This is a genomic window from Actinoplanes solisilvae, from assembly GCF_003999975.1.
Taxonomy (GTDB): Bacteria; Actinomycetota; Actinomycetes; order Mycobacteriales; family Micromonosporaceae; genus Actinoplanes; species Actinoplanes solisilvae.
In genome coordinates this window covers 642272-664118 of record NZ_RJAC01000002.1, presented here as the reverse complement: position 1 = coordinate 664118, position 21847 = coordinate 642272, and the positions used below count along the sequence as shown (strand labels likewise).

Here is a 21847-nt window from a genome sequence, read left to right as displayed (position 1 = left end):
CCGAGGGGCCGGCCTTTTCAATGTCCAGATCACTTGTTGACGTACGTCTCGTATTCCTTCATCACGTCGGCGGTGGGACCGTCGGCGCGGATCTCGCCGGACTCGAGCCAGATGCTGCGCTCGCACGTGTCCCTGATCGACTGCTCACTGTGACTGACCAGGAAGACCGTGCCGGCCTCCTTGCGCAGATCGCGGACCCGCTGCTCGCTGCGCTTGCGGAATTTCGCGTCACCGGTGGCCAGTGCCTCGTCGATCAGCAGCACGTCGTGCTTCTTGGCCGCGGCGATCGAGAAGCGCAGCCGGGCCGCCATGCCCGAGGAGTAGGTCTTCATCGGCAGCGAGCTGAAGTCGCCCCGGTCGTTGATGCCGGAGAACTCGATGATGCCGGCCGCCTGCGCCTTGACCTCGGCCGGCGACATGCCCATGGCGAGACAGCCGAGCTCGACGTTCTTCTCGCCGGACAGGTCGTTCATCAGCGCCGCGTTCACCCCGAGGAGGGACGGCTGGCCGGAGGCGTAGATGCCGCCGCCGCGCTCGACCGGGAGCAGCCCGGCGATCGCCCGCAGCAGCGTCGACTTGCCCGAGCCGTTGGTGCCGATGAGGCCGATCGCCTCGCCCTTGTAGGCCACGAAGCTGACGCCCTTGACGGCGTGCACCTCGCGGACCGCGTTGCTCTTCTTGCCGGTGACGATGCGCTTGAAGCTCGCCAGCGGCGAGTTGGTGCCCGGCGCGACCGAACCGTAGATGCGATAGACGATGTGCGCGTTGTCCGCGACGACGGTGGGTACCCGCTCGTTGTCAGCCACGGCCGTAGCCCTTCTCTCCGCGCCAGAAGTAGACGTAACCACCGAGACCGACGACCACGGTCCAGATCAGAGCCTGGATCCACAGCAGGCCGGCCGGCTGTGCGAGCTCGATGTTCTCCATCAGGGAGTGCCGGACGAGCTCGATGAAGATCAGCAGCGGGTTGGCCTCGATCGCCGCGAGCTGCCAACCGCTCAGCCGGTTCGAGAAGAACGTGACCGGGTAGAGCACCGCGGAGCCGTACATCCAGATCCGCATGATGTAGGGGATGAGCTGCCGCAGGTCGGTCGCCTTGGAGACCAGGCGGGCGACGAACAGGGCCAGGCCGGCGTTGAAGATCGACTGAAGCAGCAGGGCCGGGAGGAGCAGCAGCCACTCGAGGGTGAGCGGTTCGCCGCTGACCAGCACGATTGCGATCAGCACGACGATCGAGGCGACCATGTTGCGCACCTCGACCAGGCAGATCGAGATGGGGAGGCTGGCCCGCGGGAAATGCAGGGCGCGGATCATCGCCAGGTTCGCGGTGATCGAGTGGGTGCCCGCCTGAACCACCGACTGGGTGAACCCGAAGATGAAGACACCGGCGCAGAGGTACGCGATGAAGTTGTCGACGCCCTGCTTGGTGTTGATCAGAACGCCGAAGATGACGTAGTAGACGCCGGCGTTGATCAGGGGGGTGAGGACCTGCCAGATCACGCCCAGCCGGGTGCTGCCGAGCGAAGCGCTCACCTTCGCGTTGGCGAAGGCGGCTATGAAGTGCCGGTAGGACCAGAGGTGCCTGGTGTATTCCGGCAGGCTGGGCAGACGCCCCGCCTTCGACAGACCGTGCCGCCGGGCCAGCTCGGTGAGCGATGGCCCGGTATCGGATTCGGCGAGCGCCGTCTGAGCCATGGGGTGGTGCTCCGATCTCGTCGGCCCGTTAGGGATGCCGGGCCCTGGTTCCTTAGGCGAGAACACTCATGAAGCATGTCAAGCCTCAGCCGATGGAACGGCTTCGTATCGACGTGCGGGAAGGTTATCCGACCGAAGGGCGGAACGCAACCGTTACGTCCTGCCGTATAGTGACCACGTGGCGACTGGAAAGCGTGCACCAGCCGGGGCTGCGGTGCTCCGTAGCGACATCACCGTGGCGATTCGTGACGCGGTGATGCATGAGCTGGCCGAAGTGGGTTACGGCCGGCTCTCCATCGAGGCGGTCGCGCGCCGGGCCGGGGTCGGCAAGACAGCGATCTACCGGCGCTGGAGCAACAAGCTCGAAATGGTTCTCGAGATCGTCTCCGACGTGGCGGGCCGCAGCGTGCCGCTGCCCGACACGGGCAGCTTCGCCGGCGACCTGCAGTTGATCATGATGATCGTCAGCAGGGCGCTCCAACACCGTATCGCGTCGCAGATCATCCCCGACCTGATGGCCGAGGCCGCGCGCAATCCGCAGATCGCCGAGACGCTTCAGCGGGCCCTGCGCACCCACCAGCAGGCCGTCGGCGAGAAACTGGTCGGCCAGGCCGTGGCCCGGGGTGAGCTGCCCGAGGGCACCGACCCTGAGCTGGCCGTCGACCTGATTCTCGGCCCGCTCTACTGGCGGCTGGCCGTCGCCCGCAGCAAGCCCGACGACGTCTACCTCGAAAAGCTGATGGCCGCGGTGACGACCGCCCTGCGCAGCGCGGCTCCCTGACGGCAACCGGACAGCACCGGGGGAAAGCCGCGCGGCGCGCACCGGTCTGCCGAAGGTGGGGGCTCTGGAAACCCCTATCTCGGAGCCGTCATGCCAACGCTTGCAGATCAGCACGTCGACACCACCGTTCTGGACGCTGCCGCGCTCTTTGCGCTGGTGGTGGGTCGCGGGTCGACGCCGGTCGGATCGGGCGCGGGACTGCCGCCGCGGATCACGGCCGCGGCGCCGGTCGGGGCCTGGCACAGCGCGGGCGGGACGGTTCATCTTGACATCAAGACGGACGGAACGTACGCGGGCCGGGTGGCGGGGCGCAAGCGCCGGGCCCGGGGAACCTACTCGGTCGAGGGCGGAGTGCTCGCCCTCCGCGACGAGTCCGGCCTGCGGACGCCCGTGACCGTGGGCGACGGCGTGCTGGAGATGGCCGGGTTCGTGCTGGCTCCCCGCTAGACCCGCGCGGGCTCGAGCTCCGGGACGACCGCGGGCTCCTCGTCCCGGCGGAAGCTCAGGAAGGCCAGCCCCAGGCCCGTGCCGGCCAGCAGGACGCCGATCCAGGCGGCGGAGAGGTAGCCGAGCCCGGCGGCGATGACGACACCGCCCAGGGCCGCGCCCGCGCTGTTGGCGACGTTGGAGGCCGACTGGTTGACGGCGGCCCCCATGAGCTGGGCCTGCGGGGCCACGGCGATCAGGCGGGCCTGCAGCGCCGGGCCGATGAAGAGCGCGGCCGCGCCGACCAGGAAGGCCCCCGCGAACAGGCCGACGACGGTGTGCGACGCCACCCCGAACAGGGCGATGGTGGCGATCATGGCGGCGAAGCCGAGCAGGACGCTGCGGCGCAGGTTGCGGTCGGCCGCGATGCCGCCCAGGGCGTTGCCGACGGTCATGCCGGTGCCCATGACGGCCAGCACCCACGGCACGTACGACTCGGGCAGGCCGGTCACGTGGGTCGTGACCGGCGCGATGTAGCTGTTCACGGCGAAGAACCCGCCGAACCCGATGGCGGCGACCGCGGCGGCCAGCCACACCTGCGGCGAGCGGAACGCGGCCAGTTCGGCCCGGGGCGAGCCGCCCGGCGCCGCCGCCGCCTCGGGCACCGTCAGCAGCACGAAGACCAGGGTCAGGGCGAAGACGCCGGCCACCGCCAGGTAGGCCACCCGCCACCCGGCCGACTGCCCGAGGCTGGTGATCAGCGGGACGCCGAAGACGTTCGCCGCGGTCAGGCCGCCCAGCACGATCGAGAAGCCCTTGCCCTGGCTGCGTGGGCCGAGCATGGAGGCGGCCAGCAACCCGGCCGCGCCGAAGTAGGCGCCGTGGGCGAGCGCGGCCAGGAAGCGGCCGGTCAGCACCAGGGCGAAGGTGGGTGCCAGGGCCGACGCGACCGTGCCGACCACGAAGGTCGACAACAGGCCCAGCACCAGACGCCGGCGCGGCAGCCGGGCGGTGAGCGCGGCGATCGTGGGGGCGCCGACGACCACGCCCAGCGCGTAGATCGAGATCATCCAGCCCGCTTGCGCCACCGCGTCCTCGGTCGACCGGGCGTACGCCGCCGGCAGTAGATCGCGAGCCAGGTCGGGGAGCAGTCCCATGGCCACGAACTCGGTCAGGCCCAGGCCGAAGCCGCCGAGGGCGAGGGCGGTCAGGGCGGCCCAGCGGCGGCCGGCGGTCAGGTTTTCCACTTGATCGACCCTAGAACGTTCTAGAGCGTGGCGCGGTAGAACGTTCTAGTCATCACAGGTAAATTCTTCGGTCATGGGTTCCGGAGAGCGCCGCCCGACTCTGGCCGACGTCGCGGCCGAGGCGGGAGTCTCGGTGGCGCTGGTGTCGATCGTGATGCGGGACGCGCCCGGCGCCAGCGCGGCCACCCGCGAGCGCGTGCTCGAGGTCGCGCGCCGCCTCGACTACCAGCCCGACAGTCGCGCGCGGTTGCTGCGCAGCGGACGCAGCCGGCTGCTCGGGGTGGTCTTCGCGGTGCAGCACCCGTTCCACGACGACATGCTCACCGGCCTGTACGACGCGGCCGAGCGCATCGGTTACGAGCTGACCTTGAGCGCGGTCACCCCCAGACGCGACGAACGTACGGCCGTCGCGGGTCTGCTGCAGGACCGGTGCGCGGCGCTCGTGCTGCTCGGGCCGCTCACGCCCACCGCTGAACTGGGGGCCATCGCGGGACGGCTGCCGGTGGTGGCGATGATGCGCACGGTACGGCACCGCCAGGTCGACGTGGTGCGTACGGACGACGCGCGGGGCCTGCACCTGGCCGTCGACCACCTGGTGTCGCTGGGGCACCGCGACATCGCACATGTCGACGGCGGACGGTGGTTGTCGTCGAGCGAGCGGCGGCAGGGTTATCGCGATGCCATGCGGCGGCACGGCCTGGAGGCGTACGCCCGGGTGGTGGTCGGTGGTTTCGGCGAGGAGGACGGCGCTCGGGCGGCGCGCGAGCTGCTCGACCGGCCGCCGACCGCGGTGACCGTCTTCAACGACCTCAGCGCCACCGGCCTGCTCGACGTGCTGCGCCGTCACGGACTGTCGGTGCCCGGCGACATCAGCGTGGTCGGCTACGACGACAGCAGCTTCAGCCGGCTCGCGCACATCGACCTGACCACCGTCGCGCAGGACATCGACACGATGACGACGCTGGCGGTGGCGCGGGCGGTGGAACGCGTCGACGGCGCCACGGTCGCCCACCGTGAGGTGGTCATCCCGCCGCGGCTGGTCGTTCGCGGCACGACGGGACCGGTCGGCTAAGCCGCGGGCCGGGTGCGCCGAACGGTGGGGGTGTGAGGAGATTCGCGCCGGCCCTCGCGGCGCTGCCGTTGCTGCTCGGCGCGTGCGGCGGTGGTGCGCAACCGTCGGCCGGAAGCGCGAGCCCCACAGGCGACTCCTGGATCAACGTGCAGCCCGGCAAGCCGACCACCAGTCCCACCACCGGGCCGGGCGGATCGCCCCGGCCCGCTCTTCCGCCCGTCTCCTTCCTGCCCACGGGCTCGGCCTGCGCCATCGCGTGGAACGAGGACGTCGGCAAGGTCCTCATCCCGATGATCGTGACGCCAGGGCGGGGTTCGCTGAGCGTGCAATGGCCCAACCGTTACGGCAAGCGCTATCGCGTCGCCGCCGTGCCGCAGGAGATCGTCAGCGGTGCTCAGCCCGAGCCCGTCTGGCAGACGATCACCACGGGCGCCGAGTGCACCGGCAGCGCGACCATCAGCGGGCTGAAATCCGGGGCCGCGTACGTGGTCTGGCTGGACGCGCCGGACACCCCGCGCGATGTCGACGGCTCCCGCAGCCTCTACAGCGGCCGCTCGGAAATCATGACGCCGAACTAGGGCGTGTTTTGGAATGGACCGCGCCCGCGACTCGACCCCATTCCAAAACACGCCCTAGGCCGCGATCTTGTTGCGGCCGCTCCACTTGGCGGCGTACAGGCGGTCGTCGGCCTCGCGGAACAGGGTCTCGCCGGACATGCCCTCGCCCAGCGCGGCCAGGCCGACACTCACCGTGAGACGCACGCCGGGCAGGATGTCGGTGCGGGCCACGGCGGCCCGGATGCGCTCGGCCACCTCGCGCCCGACGGTCAGGTCACCCTGCAGGAAGACCGTGAATTCGTCGCCGGCGTAGCGCACCGGCACGTCGTCGGCGCGGCAGTGGGCGCGCAAAATGCGGGCCACCTCGCGCAGCGCGCGGTCACCGGTGGCGTGCGAATAGGCGTCGTTGATCGCCTTGAAGTGGTCGACGTCGACGATCAGCAGCACCAGCGGCCTGGTGGTCAGCCCGGCGTCGATGCGTTCCATCAGCAGGTCGAAGCGGCGCCGGTTGTCGAGGCCGGTGAGCGGATCACGCAGCACCTCGCGCTCCGCCCGCGCCCGGGCCGCCTCGGACTCCTCGCGCTGGCGGGCCTGGCGCAACATGGCCAGCCGTTGCTGACGCAGCCGCCACAGCTCCCGGGTCTGACCCTCGACGGCCTCGAACATGTCCCGGCCGGCCTGGCTGTCGTCGGTGGCCAGGGCGGTCAGCGCCATCTCGAACTGGATGATCGGCTGCTCGTCGGGGCGGGTGCCGAAGGCGCAGAGCTCACGGGCCGCCACGAACTCGGTGCGAGCCGCGGCGAGCGCGCCCTGCGACCGCAGGCTGACGCCGAGGGCCAGGTGGGCCATGCGGGCGTACCGGTAGTTCTCCGCCTCGCGCAGCGGCATCACCGCCTCGCGGGCCAGCTTCTCGGCCGGAACGACGTCGCCCAGCTTGGCCAGTGCGAGGGCGAGCATCGCGGTGGCGACCACGTCGTCGGGGCGCTGCTCGACGTGCCGGCGGATGATCTCGGCGCAGCGGCGCAGACGGGTGGCGGCCTCGTCGTGCCGCCCGACGTGGCTCAGCCGCAGACCCCAGTGCAGCAGGGTGGCCGCGTGCACCAGGCCGAAGCCGCCGTGCACGATGCTGAGCTGCTCATAGGTGGAGGCGGCGGTCTCGTACATCTCGGCCGCGGTCGCCGCCTCGGCGAACGAGCAGAGGGCCGAGACGCGCCGTTCGTGGTCGGTGAAGGGCAGGTCGAGCAGCACGGCGGCGCGGGCCAGATAGCGCATGCCGAGGAAGTAGCGGCCCCGCAGGACCTCGAGCTGGGCCAGGTCGCAGAGGGTCTTGGCCTCGCCGAGCGCGGAACCGGCCGCGCGGTGCAGACGCAGCAGCCGCTCGCCGTGGCCGACCGCCTCGGAGAGCCGTCCCATGTGGAGGTTGGCGTACATCTGCCCCTGTACCAGGAAGGGGACGGTGCGGTCGTCGCCGACGGCGTTGGCGATGGCCAGGTAGGCGTCGGCGGCCGCGAGCGCCTCGTGACAGTGGCCGGTGTGTGACAGCCGGTGCACGCGGCGGGCCAGCAGATGCAGCGGACCGAATGCCGTGACCGGCACCGGCAGTCGCGCATCGGTCTCGATCTCGCCGTCCATGGTCCAACTATGGGGGAGGTGTCGCGTACTTGTCCAAACCGTCGACCAGCAGCTCGAGACCGAGGTTGAACCGCTCGTCGTTGCTGCCGCCGACCAGGGCGTCGGCGTGCTTCACGACGTGCGGATAGACGTCGGCCGGAAGCTGCTTGAAATAGGCGAGCACGTTGGCGCCCAGCGCCTCGATCGACTGCGGCCGGCTGTTCGGGCCCCAGATCGAGTATTCGTACGCGTCGGCGGTGAGGTAGAGGAAGATCCGGTCCATCGCCCAGGCCGAGATGCGCGGGGGGATGCCGCCGGCCAGCATCATGCCGAACATCGCGTTGGAGATGCGCAGCGCGTTGGGCCCGGTCGGAATGGTGGCGAGCGCGGCGCGGGCCAGGTCGTTGTAGCGCAGCATCGCCGCGTGCCCGGCGCGGGCCAGGTCTTTGACCTGCTCCTTCCACCGGGAGGCGTCGAGCTCGGGCACCTCGACCTCGCCGCAGACCTCGTCGAACATGAGCGCGAGCAGCTCGTCCTTGTTGCGTACGTGGGCATAGAGGCTGGACGGCCCGGTGTCGAACTCGGCCGCGACGCGTCGCATGCTCACCGCGTCGATGCCCTCGGCCCGCACGATGGTCAGGGCGGTGCGAACGATCTCGGGGCGGCTCAGCGGCACCTTGGCCGGTCGCTGGGGGCGCGTGCCGGGCGGCCAGTTGAGTTCGGTCACGTCCCCGAATCTACCTTGCGTCGAACAGTGTTCGCGAGTAGAACGGTGTTCGTTCAGCGAACAGTGTTCGTCATTCGCCTGGAAGGTCTTGACATGGACGTCGTCCTCGAGCGGACGGCCGAGCAGCGCGCGCCGTACCGCTACCGCTGGGTCGCGCTCTTCGTGATCCTGGCCGTCGAGGTCATGGATCTCCTCGACGCGCTCGTCACCAACATCGCCGGCCCGGCCATCCGGGCCGAGCTCGGCGGCTCGTACAGCCTGATCCAATGGCTCGGCGCCGCCTACACACTGGCCATGGCGATCGGCCTGCTCACCGGCGGCCGTCTGGGCGACATCTTCGGCCGTCGTCGCATGTTCCTCATCGGCGCGGCCGGCTTCACCCTCGCCTCGCTGCTCTGCGGGCTGGCCCAGACACCGGGTCAGCTCATCGTCGGCCGGGCGATCCAGGGCCTGTTCGGCGCGGTGATGCTGCCCCAGGGTCTCGGCATGATCAAGCAGATGTTCTCGCCGGCCGAGCAGGCCAAGGCGTTCGGCGCGTTCGGGCCGGTGATGGGCCTGTCCTCGGTGGGCGGCCCGGTGCTGGCCGGCTGGCTGGTCGACGCCGACTTCTTCGGCGCCGGATGGCGCATGATCTTCTTCATCAACCTGCCGCTCGGCGTGTTCGCCGTGATCGGCGCGCTGAAATTCCTGCCCGAGTTCAAGAGCGAGCGGGCGCCGCGGCTCGACGGGCTCGGCGTGCTGCTCGCCGCCCTCGGCGCGTTCCTGCTGCTCTACCCGCTGGTGCAGGGCCGCGAGCTGGGCTGGCCGGTCTGGTGCTTCGTGTTGCTCGCCGCCGGCCTGGTCGTCTTCGGGCTGTTCTCGATCTACGAGAGCCGCCGCGAGCGTCGCGGGCTCGACCCGCTGGTCACGCCGAGCCTGTTCCGCAAGCGCGCGTTCAGCGGTGGCCTCGCGGTCGGCCTGGTGTTCTTCGCCGCGCTCATCGGCACCAGCCTGGTCTTCACCTTCTATCTGCAGGTCGGCCTGGGCTATTCACCGCTGAAGGCCGGTCTGACCACGCTGCCGCAGGCGCTCGGCTCGGTCGCCGGGTTCGTCGTGGCCGGCTCCGGGCTGAGCGAGCGGCTCGGCCGCAGGCTGCTGCTGATCGGCACCGCCGTGATGATGGCGGGCACGGCCGGCTTCATGACCACGGTGTGGCTGGCCGGCGGGGCCATCAGCCCGTGGCGCCTGATCCCGGCGCTCGTCGTCACCGGCGCGGGCATGGGCCTGGCGATGGCGCCGTTCTTCAACATCGTGCTGGCCGGCGTCGACGACGAGGAGACCGGCTCGGCCTCGGGGGCGCTCACCTCGGTGCAGCAGCTCGGCGGCGCCTTCGGCGTCGCGGTGCTCGGCACGATCTTCTTCGCGCTGGTGCCCGGCCAGGTCGCCCAGCACGTCGACGACTCGGCGGCATCGCTGCGCTCAGTGCTGACGACAGCCGGCGTTCCCGCGGACACGCAGCCTGCGGTGACGGCCGGTCTGCGCGACTGCCTGCACGACCGCATGGCCGAGGATGATCCCGACGTGACGCCGGCGAGCTGCCGGGGCGAGATCCAACCCCAGGTGCAGGCGTACGCCCGGGAACAGGTTCGCGCCGGCTTCCAGGACGCGACGATCTGGACCGCGGGGGTGTCGTTCCTCCTGCTGGCGCTCGCCTTCGGCCTGTCGTTCCTGCTGCCGGAGCGAGCCCGTCCGGAGGAGTCCGTCTAGGACCTCCCGCCGGTCGTGGGCAGGCCCGCGTCGCGCCAGGCCGCGAAGCCGCCGTCGAGGTCGGTCGCGCGGGTCAGGCCCAGGTCTTGCAGGGCGGCCGCGGCCAGGCTGCTGGTGTAGCCCTCCTGGCAGGTCACGATGACCTCGAGGTCGTAGGACCCGGCGAAGGTCAGGCGGGCGTCGCTGCGCGGGTCGAGCCGCCACTCCAGCACGTTGCGTTCGATGATCACGGCGCCCGGGATCTCGCCGAACTCGGCGCGCTGGGCGGCCGGGCGGATGTCGACCAGGATCGCCCCGCGGGACATCGCCTCGTGCGTCTCGCGGGGTCCGACCCGCACGAGACGGGCGCGGGCGTTGGACAGGATCTCGTTGATGCCCAGCGAGCCGGGCGGCGCCACCGTCACCATTCGGCACCGGCCCGCTCGATCGCGAGCGTCTCGAGGCCCTCGGCGCTGACGCGGTACTTGGTCATCGTGGTGAGGGCCGGTCCGTACACGTGGACGCTGACCGCGGGAGTGTTCGACCGGTTGGTCATGCGGTGGACGTGGTGACTGCCGAACCGGCGGCCGGCGCCCTCGCCCAGCTCACGGGAGGTGACGCGGGGCGGGCGGCCGTCGTCGACCGTGACCGTGTCCTCGGTCAGGGTGCCGCCGAAGACGTGGAACGCCCCGGCCGAACCGCCGTGGTCGTGCCACTCGGTGCCCTGCCCGGGCAGCCAGGTCAGCAGCCACACCTCGTGGTCCTCGGCCACGTGCAGCCGGTGGTACCAGCGGTCGAGCGGGTTGAACCGGGGTGCGACCGGCCACTGCTCGGGTGCGGCGGCGAAGCTCGCGGCGACGGCGAGCTGGTCGAGACGGATGTCGACGACGGTCACGGGAGCTCCTCGCTTTGTATACATTGCCTATCAGTCCTATAGGTTTACCGCCACAACGTCGTCCAGGATAGCGGGGCGCTCGGGAAGGCGGCGGAAAGTTGGCCGATCGGGGGGCGCGGCGTCGAGGTCGCGCGGAAGACGCAGGTCAGCTCGGACAGCACGCGCTGGCGCACCGCGCCAGATCAACCGCCAGGTCGGCGATGAGAGGGATACCCATCCGCTGCATGGTCGACATGCTGGCTCGCCCGAGTCCTGATCGTCAAACCGCGTCCAAGATGTGAGAGAGCTTGCTTGGCCGGGCCGCGCGGATCCGGTTCAGCCGCGGCCCGAGCGGCCAGGTCGCGATAGGCCGGGCCTTTTCACTCTGCGCGCGAATCGCCACGCGGTACCTGAACCACGATTAACCAATAAATGCGTACATGACCGACTTGGGGTAATAGTCGATCTGGCGCAACGTGCAAGGCGCGGAATTCTGGTCCGGATAAATCAGGACATCCGATTGCGCACAGTCACGGCCTTTCCGAGCACGGGAATTTAACACGTCGATGAATGCCCACGCGCCCTCGCTGCCGTATTCGGGAATGTCCGTCCTAGTAAGACGAAGCGACGTCCGTCAAGATCGTGACCAGGCCGGGGGCGGTAGCTGAAAGAAGCTCATGCCGGTTAGCCTCTTTCCGATCGAGCGCGGATCGCGGCACTGCGGAGTCATGTGGACACTCTCCGTCAGCGAGATGCGCCGATGTATCACCGGATCGGTTCGGCACCTCCACCGTTAAGGCGGAAATCCGCCTGAGCAGGCACCCTCCAATCGAGATAGCTATATGGTGACTCCGCCGCCGGGAAGCCGGTGCCGGAGGCATCCTCGCCGCCCCCTCCGAATCCCCCCGATCAACGAGGACGGACACGTGTTGAAGTCACGCCGCGGCCTTCTGGCCGCCGGCCTTGCGGTTGCCGTGATCGGCGCCATCGGCGTCGTCTCCACGGTGAACGCGGGCGCCGACCAGATCGCGAGCCCGCCCGAGGCGGCCTCGGCCCCGGCGGTTGACTCTCCAGACTCCACAGACGCGGACGCCGGCCCGCCGAGCGTCGAGCCGCCCGTTCTGCCCTGGGGCGACCGCCCCAAGCGGGTCAAGAAGGGCCGCGCCGGCGCCACCAGCAAGACCCTGCGGGCCGAGGGCCTCTCCGTCGCCGCGCCCGACACGAGCGGCTCGCTCGCTCCCCGCCCGAAGTACGGACCGAAGGGTCGCAGCGGCAAGAGCAGCGTGCTGCGCAGCGAGCAGACCCACGCCGTGCCGCCGAAGCCGCTGGGCGTGAAGGCCGCCGCCGAGAACGAGGTCAACTACCTCTACAACGTCGGCTCGCAGACCGCGGACACCGGCGGCATCTACGCCAACGTGACGATCGGCAAGCCCGAGCTCGACCGCGACGATTACCACACCCTCGCCGAGCTGGCCCTGCAGTCGGCCGACGGCAAGCAGATCGTCGAGGTCGGCTGGACGGTCGACCGCCTGGTCAACGGCGACGACGACCCGCACCTGTTCGTCTTCCACTGGATCAACGGCGAGCCCACCTGCTACAACGAGTGCGGCTTCGAGCAGGTCAGCCCCAACGTCAAGCCAGGCTCGACGCTCACCTACGGCGTCACCAAGAAGTTCGGCATCCAGTACTACAAGGACGCCTGGTGGATCGCCTACGACACCGAGTGGGTCGGCTACTTCCCCGAGAAGATCTGGAACGACAAGGGCACGAAGTTCGACCGTTCCGGGTTCGTGCAGGTGTTCGGCGAGGTCGCCGCGTCCACCGCCAAGACCTGCACCGACATGGGCAACGGCACCGAGCCCGACAAGGACACCGCGGCCCGTGTCTCGAGCGTCGCCTATCTCGAGGGCCCGCCGGTCGACATGTTCATCCGCAGCACCAACGACCTCTACAACGTGTCGAAGCTTTCGGGCCGATCGTTCCGATACGGCGGGCCGGGGGCCTGCTGAGCCGATCGTCCCAGCAAGTGACGCGATGCCCGGTCCCGGCGAGGGGGACCGGGCATCGTCCCCTTTCCGAGCGGTTCCCGGCGCGTTCGATCGAACCGAGTTCATCATCACGGTGTACAACGTGGTGGCGGACCGAAGGTCGAGAAGGCGGGCGCGGATGAGGCGAAGGGTGAGCCCCGACGAGGAGCTGATGACCGCGCTCTATACCGAGCACTATGCGGTTCTGCTCAGCTTCGTGTTGCGTTATGTGCACGACCGGCACCGCGCCGAAGACCTCGTGCAGGAAACGCTGCTGCGGGCCTGGAAGCACATCGACCACCTCGACACCGATCCCGGACGCACCCGGTCGTACCTGCTGACCATCGCGCGGAACGTGGTCACCAACGCGTGGCGGGCCGAGCAGCGCCGTCCCCACCTGGTCGCCGACGAGGCCGCGGTGAACGCCATGCCGTCGGCCGACAACGTCGACCGCATGGTCGAGGGCTGGCTGGTCGCCGAGGCGCTCGAGCGGCTGTCGGCCGACCACCAGGCGGTGGTGCGGGCGATGTATTACGAGGGCCAGAGCGTGGCCGACGCGGCCCGCAAGCTGTCGGTGCCCGAGGGCACGGTCAAGTCCCGGGCCTACTACGCGGTCCGGGCGCTGCGCACAGTGTTCGAAGAGATGGGGGTGCTGCGGTGAGCACCGACCACGACGAACTGCATCGCCTGCTCGGCGGTTACCTGCTCGGCGGCCTCGACGAGGTCGACACCGAGCGGCTCGACGCCCACCTGCGCGACTGCGACCGGTGCCGCGAGGAACTCGACCGTCTGGCGCCCGTGCCCGAGCTGCTGCGCCGGCTTCCCGACGCCGAACGGGCCGACCCGTCCGGGGCGGTCGCTCCGGTCAGCCTGTCGGCGCGGCCGAGCCAGGCGAACATCGACGGCCTGCTGCGGCGCATGCGGACCCAGCGTCACCGGCAGAGCCGCCTGGCCGGCGTGCGCTGGCTGGCCGCGGCCGCGGTCGTGCTGGTCGCGGTGGCGATCGGCGTCGGCGTGCTGCGGGGCACCCGGGAGGAGCGGCCACCGCAGGTGTTGCCGAGCCCGGGGTTGGTGACCGCGCAGTTCGAGCCGGCCGCGGGCAGCGGCATGGCCGGCCAGGCGGTGCTGACCCCGAAGACATGGGGCGTCTCGGTGGCCCTCGACGTGAGCAAGCTCGGCGGCGCCGGGCCGTTCCACTGCCAGGTGAAGGGGTCGTCGGGGCAGGTGGAGCAGGCGATGGTCTGGGGGACGACGCCGAGCGGCAACGCGAAGGTGATAGGGGCGAGCTCGATCCAGCTCCCGAACGTCAGCAAGATCGAGGTGCAGGACCACAACGGCAACGTCGTGGGGACGGCCGAGGTCGACTGATATTGATCAAATCATGAGCTTCGAGGTGCGGGCGACGTCCCAGCGCGCCGACATCGAGGCGTAGAGGCGCCGCGCCTCCTCGGGCCGCTCGCCGCTGAGCACCGCGGCGTCCTCGAGCGCCCCGGCCAGTTCGAAGACCCGGCCGACCTTGCGGTAGTGAGCGGCGGCGGCCAGCGCCGGTGCCGGGTCGCCGAGCAACAGCGCCTGGCAGCGCAGATTGGCCGCGTAGGCCCGTGCGGGGCGCAGCTCGCGGGCAGCCTCGGTGGCGCAGATGGCGGCGGCGCGGTCAGCGATGTCCGGGCGGTGGTTGGCCCGCGCGAGCCGCAACACGTCGGGCAGCCACTGATGGCGCAACATCAGCGGGGCGTACGCCGGTTGCAGCAGCGGGCCGAGCAGATCGAGCGCCTCGTCCGGCCGGCCCCGCTGCTCGGCCGCGAGCGCCCGCGCGACCAGCAGGAAGTCGCAGTTCTCACGCTCGGCCTCGCTGGCCGGCACCGCGTCGGCCGCGCCCAGGTGGGCCGTGGCCAGGTCGCGGGCGTCGCGGTGCAGGGCGATCAGCGCGGCCACCCCGTGCAGCAGCATCGTCACCGCGCCCGGCTCGCGCTGGCCGTGGAACGTGATGCCCGGCCCGTCCTCGGTGACCGCGCCGACCTCGGCCAGCGCCTCGTCCCAGCGGCCCAGCCAGTAGTCCTGCACGGCCGCGCCGACCTGCAGCCCGGCGGGCAGGCGTTGCTCGGCGGCGAAGGCGGCGGCCGTACGCAGTGTCTCTTGTGCCTCGTCGAGCCGGTCGAGGTTCTGCAGCGAGAACATCCGGTTGTCGAGCAGGTCGAAGTAGGTCCCGGCGAGCGCGGGGCGGCCCCGCACGACCTCGAGGGCACGGTCCACATGCTCCAGCGCCCGTTCGTGGTCGCGCCGGATCGAGCTGGTCAGCCAGATCGTCTGCAGGGCGAACGCCGCCTCGTAGGGCTGACCGGCCGCCACGGCCTCGTCGTGCACGGCCCGCGCGCGCCACTCGGCCGCGTCGAGATCGTCGAGGTCGCCCCGGCGGAAGTTGGCCAGCAGCACCCGGTGCCGTGAGCGCCAGATCGAGGGCACCCGGGCATCGTCGACCGCGTCGTGCAGCATCGCCTCGGCCTCGGCCGTCTCGCCGCGCCGGTGCCGCATGGTGGCCAGGAGCTGGCGCATCTCGGCTCGGTCGTTCGGGTCGGAGGCCAGGCTCATCGCCTCTTCGGCCTGGTTCATCGGCTGGCGTCCGTGCCGGAACTCGAGCCGTACCAGCGCGACCAGCAGGGTGCCGCGGTCCTCGGCCGAGGGCAGGTCGGTGGCGAGCGTACGGCGGATCAGGTCACCGGCGATCTGCGGCGCCCGGCGTACGACCGCAGCGTGGTGCGCGACCAGCCAGTTCAGCACCCACGAGTCGGCATGCGGCGCGGCCGCGTTGAGCTGCTCGGCCACCCGGGTCAGCGGGCTCCCGCCGGCCGCCAGCACCTCGGCGGCGTGCCGGTGCAGGCCCGCGCGCAACGCCGGCGGCACGCTCGCGACCAGCGCCTGCCGCAGGAACGGGTGCCGGAAGGCGAGGTCGGTGCCGCTGTCGACGAGCACGGCCGCGGCGAGCGCCTCCTCCAGTGCCCCGACCAGGTCGAGCGCCGAGCGGCCGGTGACCGCCACGACCTCGCTGACCGAGAACTCCGAACCGAGCAGCGCGGCCAGCCGCAGTACCTCGCGGGTCTCGGCCGAGAGCACCGCGAGCGCGGCGTGCACCGCGTCGAGCAGCGTCTGCGGCGGGTCGACGGTCACCTCGGGGCCGATCTCGGCGCGGCCGTCGGCGATGTCGATGGCGTCCCGCTGCCGCAGCGCCGCGACCAGTTCGCGGGCGAAGAGCGGGTTGCCGCCCGAGCGGGCCACCAGCGCCCGCAGGTTCGGGCCGGGCGGGGCGCCGACCAGAACGTTCACCAGGCGGTCGAGGTCGGCCGGGGCCAGCGGGCCGAGATCGAGCGGCATCGTCTGCCGGGCCCGGATCTTGCGGCGCAGGCTCGCCTGGTGGGCGTCGGGCCGGGCCGAGGCGACCAGCAGCAACGGCAGCTTCTCGACCAGTCCGAGCAGCCGTTCCCAGACCCGGACGGTCGCGCTGTCGGCCCACTGCATGTCGTCGACGACCAGCACGAGCGGCGCGCGCTGGCAGGCCGAGCGCACGGCCGCGACGATCTGGTCGTCGACGGGCTCGGCCTCGGGGCGGCGCGAGGCGGTCTCCAGGCCCAGGGCCCGGGACAGCACCTGCAGCGGCACGCGGGAGCCGAGCTGGTCGGCCGCGCCCCAGGCGACCCGGCAGCCGAACCGGGCCGCGTCGGCGAAGGCGTGAGTGAGCAGCTCGGTCTTGCCGATCCCCGGCTCGCCCGAGATCCACACCGCGCCACCGACGCCGGCCGCGACTGTCCTCACCAGACGGCGCAGGTGATCGATCTCGGTCACCCGCCCGACCCACGATCGTCCGCCCAGGCCGTCCCGCAGCGCCTTGGCGATCGGGGTCGGCACGACGGTGCGCGACGAGTCGGGACCGGGCTTCGCCGGCGTCCGATCACCGGCGCCGGACAGCAACTGCCGCTGCAGCGAGCGCAGCGCCGGGCCGGGCTCGATGCCCAGCTCGGCGACGAGGGTGCGGCGGGCCGTACGGAACGCCTCGAGCGCCTCGCCGTGCCGGCCGGCCCGGTGCAGCGCGCGCATCAGCAACTCGTGCAGGGGCTCGTGCAGCGGGTGGTCGCGCACCAGTGCGGTGAGCTCGGCGATCAGCCCGTCGTCGCCGCCCGCCTCGAGCAGCAGCCGGGCGCGCTGTTCGGCCGCGGCCAGTCGCAGCTCGGCGAGCCGCTGACGGTCGAGCTCGAGGAACGGGCCGCCCAGGGTGGCGTACGCGTCGCCGCGCCACAGGGCCAGCGCCTCGTCGAACCGGGCGAGGGCACCGGCCGGGTCACCGGCGGCGAGCAGCTCGGTCGCGGCGGCCCGCAGCCGCTGGAACCGCGCCGCGTCGAGCTGGGCCGGGTCGACCCGCAACACGTAGCCGCCTGAGCCCGACACCAGGTTCTCGGGCGCCAGCACGCGGCGCAGACCCGAGATGTACGTATAGACGCTGCCCACTGCCGTGGCCGGCGCCGAGTCGCCCCAGATCGCCGAGATCAGCTCGTCGCGCCCGACCATGCGGCCGGCGTGGGCGGCGAGCACGGCGAAGACGGCCCGCTGCCGGGCCGGCCCCAGATCGAGCTCGGTCTCGCCCGTCCAGGCGCGCACCGGCCCGAGCACATTGATGCGCAGCACATCTGGCACGTGTCCTCCCGGGTCGATGATCATCTATGTCGTTTGTCAATACCTAAGGGGACAGTCAGGGGTGTTGACGGATAACAGGAAGCGCACGGAGGGGCACCGTTGGGCCCTCGTTCTTTCGCGCGGTCGAGGACCTCTGCTCAACTGGTGCATGGGCCCTCCTCCGGTGATGAAGGATCTATGAAGGTTCCCTGAAGGCCCTTTCCCGAGACTGATCTCCCTGACTGTTATGGGGAGGCAGCCATGGAACAGACCCGGGTCGCTGTACAGGCGACGGACCCGCTCAGCCACGCCGGCCTTGCCGCGCTGCTCCAGTTCCGCGGCGACCTCACGGTGCTGCGCAACGCTCAGCGTGCCGAGGCGGACGTGCTGGTGGTAGCGGCCGAGCGCCTCAGCACCGAGGTCGTGGCCACGTTGCGCCGCGCCGGAGCCGAAACAGGCGTGCCGGTCGTGCTGGTGGTGTCCGAAATTGACGAGGGCGATCTGCTGACCGCGGTCGAATGCCGAGTGGTGGCCATTCTGCCGCGCGGTGCGGTCTCGCCCGAGAGGCTGGCGCACAGCGTCAGGGCGGCCGCCGCGGGCGGCGGTGTGCTGCCGCCCAACCTCGTCGGTGAACTGCTCAAACACGTCGAGCGGATGCAGCGCGACGTGCTCGCGCCGAACGGCCTGAACGCCTCGGGCCTGACGCCGCGCGAGATCGATGTGTTGCGGCTCATGGCCGACGGGTTCGACACCAATGAGATCGCCGGCAAGCTCTGCTACTCGGAGCGGACTGTGAAGAACGTCATCTACGGCGTGACCCACCGGCTCAAACTGCGCAATCGCTCGCACGCGGTGGCATATGCGTTGCGGGCCGGGATGATTTAGCAGTTGGGTGGGGGGATGGACAATCCCCCCAAACTCCGGCCCGGCGACCGGGTCGCGATCGTCTCGCCCTCGTGGGCCGGTCCCGGAGTCTTTCCGGTGCGGCACGAGCAGGCCATGCGCCGCCTGCGTGACGACTTCGGCCTGGTGCCGGTCGAGTTTGCGACGACGCGGGTGCCCGGCTCGACGGCGGCCGACCGTGCGGCGGACCTCATGGCCGCCTTCGCCGACCCCTCCATCCGGGCGGTATTCGCGACCATCGGCGGCGACGACCAGATCACCGTGCTGCCGCACCTCGACCCGGCGCCGTTCCGGGCCGACCCGAAACCCTTCTTCGGCTACTCCGACAACACGAACCTGTTGAACTGGCTCTGGATGCACGGGGTGGCCGGCTATCACGGCGGTTCGACGCTGGTGCATCTCGCGAACGGCGGAGGCGTCGATCCCGAGCACGCCGCCTCGCTGCGAGCGGCCCTCTTCGACACCGTCGACCTGCCGATCGTGCCGCTCGAGGAGTTCAGCGACGAGGAGCTGCGCTGGGACGACCCGGCCTCGTTGACCACGCCGGGACCCACGGCGCCCAGCCCCGGGTGGCACTGGCACCAGCCCACCACGGTCGTGACCGCGCCCACGTGGGGCGGCAGCGTAGAGATCCTGAGCTGGAACCTGGCCGCCGGCCGGTGGATCCTGCCGCCCGAGCGCTATGCCGGCGCGATCCTGCTGCTCGAGACGTCCGAGGAGCTGCCATCGGCCGAGAGCGTGTTCCGCGTGCTGCGCAACGCCGGAGAGCGCGGTCTGCTGCGGCAGTTCCCGGCCGTGCTGGTCGCCGCGGCCAAGGCGAGCAACCGCGAGCACCGGCCGCCGCAGGCCGAGCGGGCCCGCTATCGCGACGAGCAGCGCGACGCCGTGCTGCGGGCGCTGGCCGACTACAACCCGGAGGCGATGGCCGTCTTCGGCCTCGATTTCGGACATACCTCGCCGCAGTGGATCCTGCCCTACGGCGGCCGCATGACGGTCGACGGACCGGGACGGCGGGTAGTCGCGCATTTCTGATCAGGCCGCCGGCTCACGGACGGCGAGCGGGCTGCCGGGATCGCAGAACGTGCGAGCCGATGCGTGTGCAGGCAATATGTTCGGCACCAGCAGGAAGGCCAGAGCCGCGCCGCCCACCATCAGGCCGGCGCAGATGAGCATCGTGTTCTGGTAGACGGGTTCGAGCTGGGTGGCGTCGGTGAGACTGCCGCCGCCCAGTCCGGCCGCGAGCGGCAGCACGGCCACCGCGAGCAGGCCGGCCGCGCGGGCCACGGCGTTGTTCACCCCCGAGGCGATGCCGGCGTACGAGTCTTCCAGCGCGCCGAGGGCCGTGCTGGTCAGCGGAGCCACCAGGATCGAGAGGCCGAGCCCGAAGACCACCACCGCCGGGAAGACCGCCGTCCAGTAGGGCGCGTCGGCGCCGATGCGCGACATCATCACCAGGGCCACGGCACAGACCAGCGGCCCGACCGTCATCGGGATGCGCGGGCCGGTGCGCTGCGACAACGCGCCCGAGCGGGCCGACAGCACCAGCATCAGCGCGGTCGTCGGCAGCAGCGCGATGCCGCTGGCCAGCGGCGTGTAGCCGGACACCACCTGCAAATTGATCACGAAAAGGAAGAAGACCCCGCCGTTGGCCGCGTAGACCAGGAACGTCACCAGGTTGGCCCCGCTGAACGCGGTGTTGTTGAAGATCCGCACGGGCAGCATCGGATGGGCCGAGCGGCGCTCGAAGAGGACGAAGAAGACGAGCGAGAGAACCCCGACGGCCAGCGCGGCCACCACCATCGGGTCGCCCGGGCCACGAGAGGGCCAGGCCGTGAAGCCGTACGTGAGACCGGCGAGGCCGAGTGCGCCGGTGACCACGCCGATGCTGTCGATGCGCTGAGCGGCCGCCGGATTGCGGGACTCGGGCACGTGCCGGGCGGCGACCCAGAGCACGAGGGCCGCGAGCGGCACATTGATCAGGAAGATGTAGCGCCAGTCGCCGACGTCGACCAGCCAGCCGCCCAGGAACGGGCCGAGCGCGCCGCCGATGCCGCCGAGGCCCGACCAGGCGCCGATCGCCTTGGCCCTGTCCTCGGGCGCGAACGAGGCCTCGAGGATGGCCAGCGCGCCCGGGGTGAGCAGGGCGCCGCCGATGCCCTGCAGGATGCGGGCGATGACGAGCGTCTCGATGCTGGGGGCGATGCCGCAGAGCAGTGAGGCGATCGCGAACCAGGTGACGCCGATCATGAAGATGCGCTTGCGGCCGAACCGGTCGCCGAGCGAGCCACCGAGCAGGATGAGCGCCGCCAGGCTCAGCGAGTAACCGTTGATCGTCCATTGCAGCCCGGCCGCGCCGGAGCCAAGATCACGGCCGATCTCGGGCAGGGCGATGTTGACGACGGTCGAGTCGATGAAGGCGAGGCTCGAGCCGAGAACGGTGGCGAGCAGCACCCAGCGACCGGCCGCCGTGCTGTAGCGGACCGGCCCACCGGTGGTGAGATCCATCCGGCGACACTATCCCTGAGCAGGCCGTTCGGGAATCGGCCGCCTGACTGGTCAGCCTGTGCATCCCGACACCACACCGCCTGTGTGACAAGTCAGGCGGTGAGTGCCGACACCGGCCGTGGCGGCCGGACCGCTGCCGTGCGGGCGCTCGCCACGCGGGCCGGCCGTCGGGCGATGCCGTGCTTGCGTAGCAACAGATTGTCGAGCCGGGCGCAGATCTCGGCGCGGCGGAACGGCTTGGGCATGAAGTCGTCGGCGCCCGCGTACAGGGCGGTCAGGATGTGCCGGTCGTTGACGTCGGCGCTCACCAGCATGATCGGCAGCAGGGCGGTGACCGGCTGGGCCCGCAGCCGGCGGCACAGGTCGATGCCGGACTCGCCGGGCATCCGCACGTCGAGCAGGGCGACGTCGACCTCCCCAGAGAGCAGTTCGGTCATCGCGGCGGCGGCGTCCACGGCGGCGACCACCCGGTGGCCGCCCCGGGTCAGCGCGAACGTCATGAGATCGCGGTGGTCGGCATCGTCGTCGGCGATGAGCACAGTCGGCACAGCGACCTCCAGGGACAGATCTGTTACTGAAATACCACCCTGCTCTTCGGTGCACCCCCGCCGTCGCTGAGCCGTTCCGACGCCTGAGCACGTTCGCGCGCTAGGGATGCGCACGTACGCGCGCAGCGGCTACGATGCGCACATGAACGCGTACAGGGAGGTCATGTGCGCCTGATTGAGACTGCCGACCTGGGCCGATACCTGCGGGATCGACGGCGTGCGGCCGCCATGACGCAGGCCCAGCTCGCCACCCGGGCCGGGGTCAGTCGCCGATGGGTGACCGGTCTCGAGGCCGGCAAGCCGACCGCCGAGGTCGGACTGGTTCTCAAAGTGGTCTCTGCGCTCGGGCTCGTCCTCGACGTGCGTCCCGAGCCGGCCCTCGACCTCGACGCATTCGGCCAGGACCGGTCGTGAGCCGCGCTCGGGCGAGACGGCCGGAGCGGATGGTCGCCCGGATCACCGAGCACGCCGGACGATGCGTGGGCAC

Annotated in this window: 21 protein-coding genes; 11 read left to right on the top strand and 10 right to left on the bottom strand. The window is 70.9% G+C overall.

Annotated features, from left to right (window positions below):
* Positions 1 to 29: 29 nt before the first annotated feature.
* Positions 30 to 806, bottom strand: coding sequence for an ABC transporter ATP-binding protein (locus EER30_RS10040; RefSeq protein ID WP_127500044.1), 777 nt, complete (start codon positions 804 to 806; stop codon positions 30 to 32).
* Positions 799 to 1695 carry an ABC transporter permease gene (locus EER30_RS10035; protein WP_127500043.1) on the bottom strand — a complete coding sequence of 299 codons (897 nt, stop codon included), beginning with the start codon at positions 1693 to 1695 and terminating at the stop codon, positions 799 to 801. Before EER30_RS10035 ends, EER30_RS10040 begins: the two co-directional genes overlap by 8 nt.
* A gap of 178 nt (positions 1696 to 1873) precedes the next feature.
* Here EER30_RS10035 and EER30_RS10030 point away from each other — a divergent pair, with 178 nt between their 5' ends.
* Both EER30_RS10030 and EER30_RS10025 read left to right on the top strand, forming a co-directional pair.
* The gene (locus EER30_RS10030) at positions 1874 to 2476 is read left to right on the top strand and encodes a TetR/AcrR family transcriptional regulator (protein WP_127500042.1); all 603 of its coding nucleotides are present in this window, start codon (positions 1874 to 1876) and stop codon (positions 2474 to 2476) included.
* Between the two features lie 90 nt (positions 2477 to 2566).
* On the top strand, positions 2567 to 2923 hold the full coding sequence (locus EER30_RS10025; protein WP_127500041.1) for an Atu4866 domain-containing protein: 357 nt from the start codon (positions 2567 to 2569) through the stop codon (positions 2921 to 2923).
* Here the strand turns inward: EER30_RS10025 and EER30_RS10020 are convergent.
* Positions 2920 to 4149 carry an MFS transporter gene (locus EER30_RS10020; RefSeq protein ID WP_127500040.1) on the bottom strand — a complete coding sequence of 410 codons (1230 nt, stop codon included), beginning with the start codon at positions 4147 to 4149 and terminating at the stop codon, positions 2920 to 2922. The two genes, EER30_RS10025 and EER30_RS10020, sit on opposite strands and share 4 nt — an antisense overlap.
* A gap of 73 nt (positions 4150 to 4222) precedes the next feature.
* On the opposite strand from EER30_RS10020, the gene EER30_RS10015 reads away from it, so the two are divergent.
* Positions 4223 to 5221 (top strand): LacI family DNA-binding transcriptional regulator, encoded by a 999-nt coding sequence (locus EER30_RS10015; RefSeq protein WP_127500039.1) that lies wholly within the window; start codon positions 4223 to 4225, stop codon positions 5219 to 5221.
* Positions 5222 to 5253: 32 nt separating this feature from the next.
* The gene (locus EER30_RS10010; RefSeq protein ID WP_127500038.1) at positions 5254 to 5799 is read left to right on the top strand and encodes a hypothetical protein; all 546 of its coding nucleotides are present in this window, start codon (positions 5254 to 5256) and stop codon (positions 5797 to 5799) included.
* A gap of 54 nt (positions 5800 to 5853) precedes the next feature.
* Here EER30_RS10010 and EER30_RS10005 read toward each other — a convergent pair whose 3' ends face one another.
* Positions 5854 to 7410: a GGDEF domain-containing protein gene (locus EER30_RS10005; protein WP_127500037.1), complete on the bottom strand. Its 1557-nt coding sequence runs from the start codon at positions 7408 to 7410 to the stop codon at positions 5854 to 5856.
* 7 nt (positions 7411 to 7417) lie between these two features.
* Entirely contained in the window at positions 7418 to 8116 is a 699-nt protein-coding gene (locus EER30_RS10000) for a TetR/AcrR family transcriptional regulator (RefSeq protein ID WP_127500036.1), read from the bottom strand.
* Between the two features lie 93 nt (positions 8117 to 8209).
* On the opposite strand from EER30_RS10000, the gene EER30_RS09995 reads away from it, so the two are divergent.
* Positions 8210 to 9862, top strand: a complete 1653-nt coding sequence (locus tag EER30_RS09995) for an MFS transporter (protein ID WP_127500035.1) — start codon at positions 8210 to 8212, stop codon at positions 9860 to 9862.
* Here the strand turns inward: EER30_RS09995 and EER30_RS09990 are convergent.
* Positions 9859 to 10269, bottom strand: a complete 411-nt coding sequence (locus EER30_RS09990; RefSeq protein ID WP_127500034.1) for a rhodanese-like domain-containing protein — start codon at positions 10267 to 10269, stop codon at positions 9859 to 9861. The genes EER30_RS09995 and EER30_RS09990 overlap by 4 nt on opposite strands.
* On the bottom strand, positions 10263 to 10736 hold the full coding sequence (locus EER30_RS09985; RefSeq protein ID WP_240669923.1) for a cysteine dioxygenase: 474 nt from the start codon (positions 10734 to 10736) through the stop codon (positions 10263 to 10265). Before EER30_RS09985 ends, EER30_RS09990 begins: the two co-directional genes overlap by 7 nt.
* 905 nt (positions 10737 to 11641) lie before the next feature.
* On the opposite strand from EER30_RS09985, the gene EER30_RS09980 reads away from it, so the two are divergent.
* From EER30_RS09980 to EER30_RS09970, 3 genes are all read left to right on the top strand, one after another.
* Positions 11642 to 12724, top strand: coding sequence for a neprosin family prolyl endopeptidase (locus EER30_RS09980; protein WP_240669922.1), 1083 nt, complete (start codon positions 11642 to 11644; stop codon positions 12722 to 12724).
* A 157-nt stretch (positions 12725 to 12881) separates the two neighbouring features.
* Positions 12882 to 13403, top strand: a complete 522-nt coding sequence (locus EER30_RS09975; protein WP_127500031.1) for a sigma-70 family RNA polymerase sigma factor — start codon at positions 12882 to 12884, stop codon at positions 13401 to 13403.
* Positions 13400 to 14110, top strand: coding sequence for an anti-sigma factor family protein (locus EER30_RS09970; RefSeq protein WP_127500030.1), 711 nt, complete (start codon positions 13400 to 13402; stop codon positions 14108 to 14110). The genes EER30_RS09975 and EER30_RS09970 overlap by 4 nt, the downstream gene beginning before the upstream one ends.
* A gap of 6 nt (positions 14111 to 14116) precedes the next feature.
* Here the strand turns inward: EER30_RS09970 and EER30_RS09965 are convergent, their stop codons facing one another.
* Complete coding sequence (locus tag EER30_RS09965; protein WP_127500029.1) at positions 14117 to 17425, bottom strand: ATP-binding protein; 3309 nt, start codon at positions 17423 to 17425, stop codon at positions 14117 to 14119.
* 240 nt (positions 17426 to 17665) lie between these two features.
* On the opposite strand from EER30_RS09965, the gene EER30_RS09960 reads away from it, so the two are divergent.
* Together EER30_RS09960 and EER30_RS09955 are read left to right on the top strand one after the other, a co-directional pair.
* Complete coding sequence (locus tag EER30_RS09960) at positions 17666 to 18289, top strand: response regulator transcription factor (RefSeq protein ID WP_127500028.1); 624 nt, start codon at positions 17666 to 17668, stop codon at positions 18287 to 18289.
* 15 nt (positions 18290 to 18304) lie between these two features.
* Positions 18305 to 19339 (top strand): S66 family peptidase, encoded by a 1035-nt coding sequence (locus EER30_RS09955; protein WP_127500027.1) that lies wholly within the window; start codon positions 18305 to 18307, stop codon positions 19337 to 19339.
* On the opposite strand, the gene EER30_RS09950 is transcribed toward EER30_RS09955, so the two are convergent.
* Together EER30_RS09950 and EER30_RS09945 are read right to left on the bottom strand one after the other, a co-directional pair.
* Positions 19340 to 20812, bottom strand: coding sequence for a DHA2 family efflux MFS transporter permease subunit (locus EER30_RS09950; protein WP_127500026.1), 1473 nt, complete (start codon positions 20810 to 20812; stop codon positions 19340 to 19342).
* Between the two features lie 92 nt (positions 20813 to 20904).
* Positions 20905 to 21360 carry a response regulator transcription factor gene (locus tag EER30_RS09945; RefSeq protein WP_127500025.1) on the bottom strand — a complete coding sequence of 152 codons (456 nt, stop codon included), beginning with the start codon at positions 21358 to 21360 and terminating at the stop codon, positions 20905 to 20907.
* A gap of 165 nt (positions 21361 to 21525) precedes the next feature.
* On the opposite strand from EER30_RS09945, the gene EER30_RS09940 reads away from it, so the two are divergent.
* Positions 21526 to 21774 (top strand): helix-turn-helix domain-containing protein, encoded by a 249-nt coding sequence (locus tag EER30_RS09940; protein ID WP_127500024.1) that lies wholly within the window; start codon positions 21526 to 21528, stop codon positions 21772 to 21774.
* Positions 21775 to 21847: the final 73 nt, after the last annotated feature.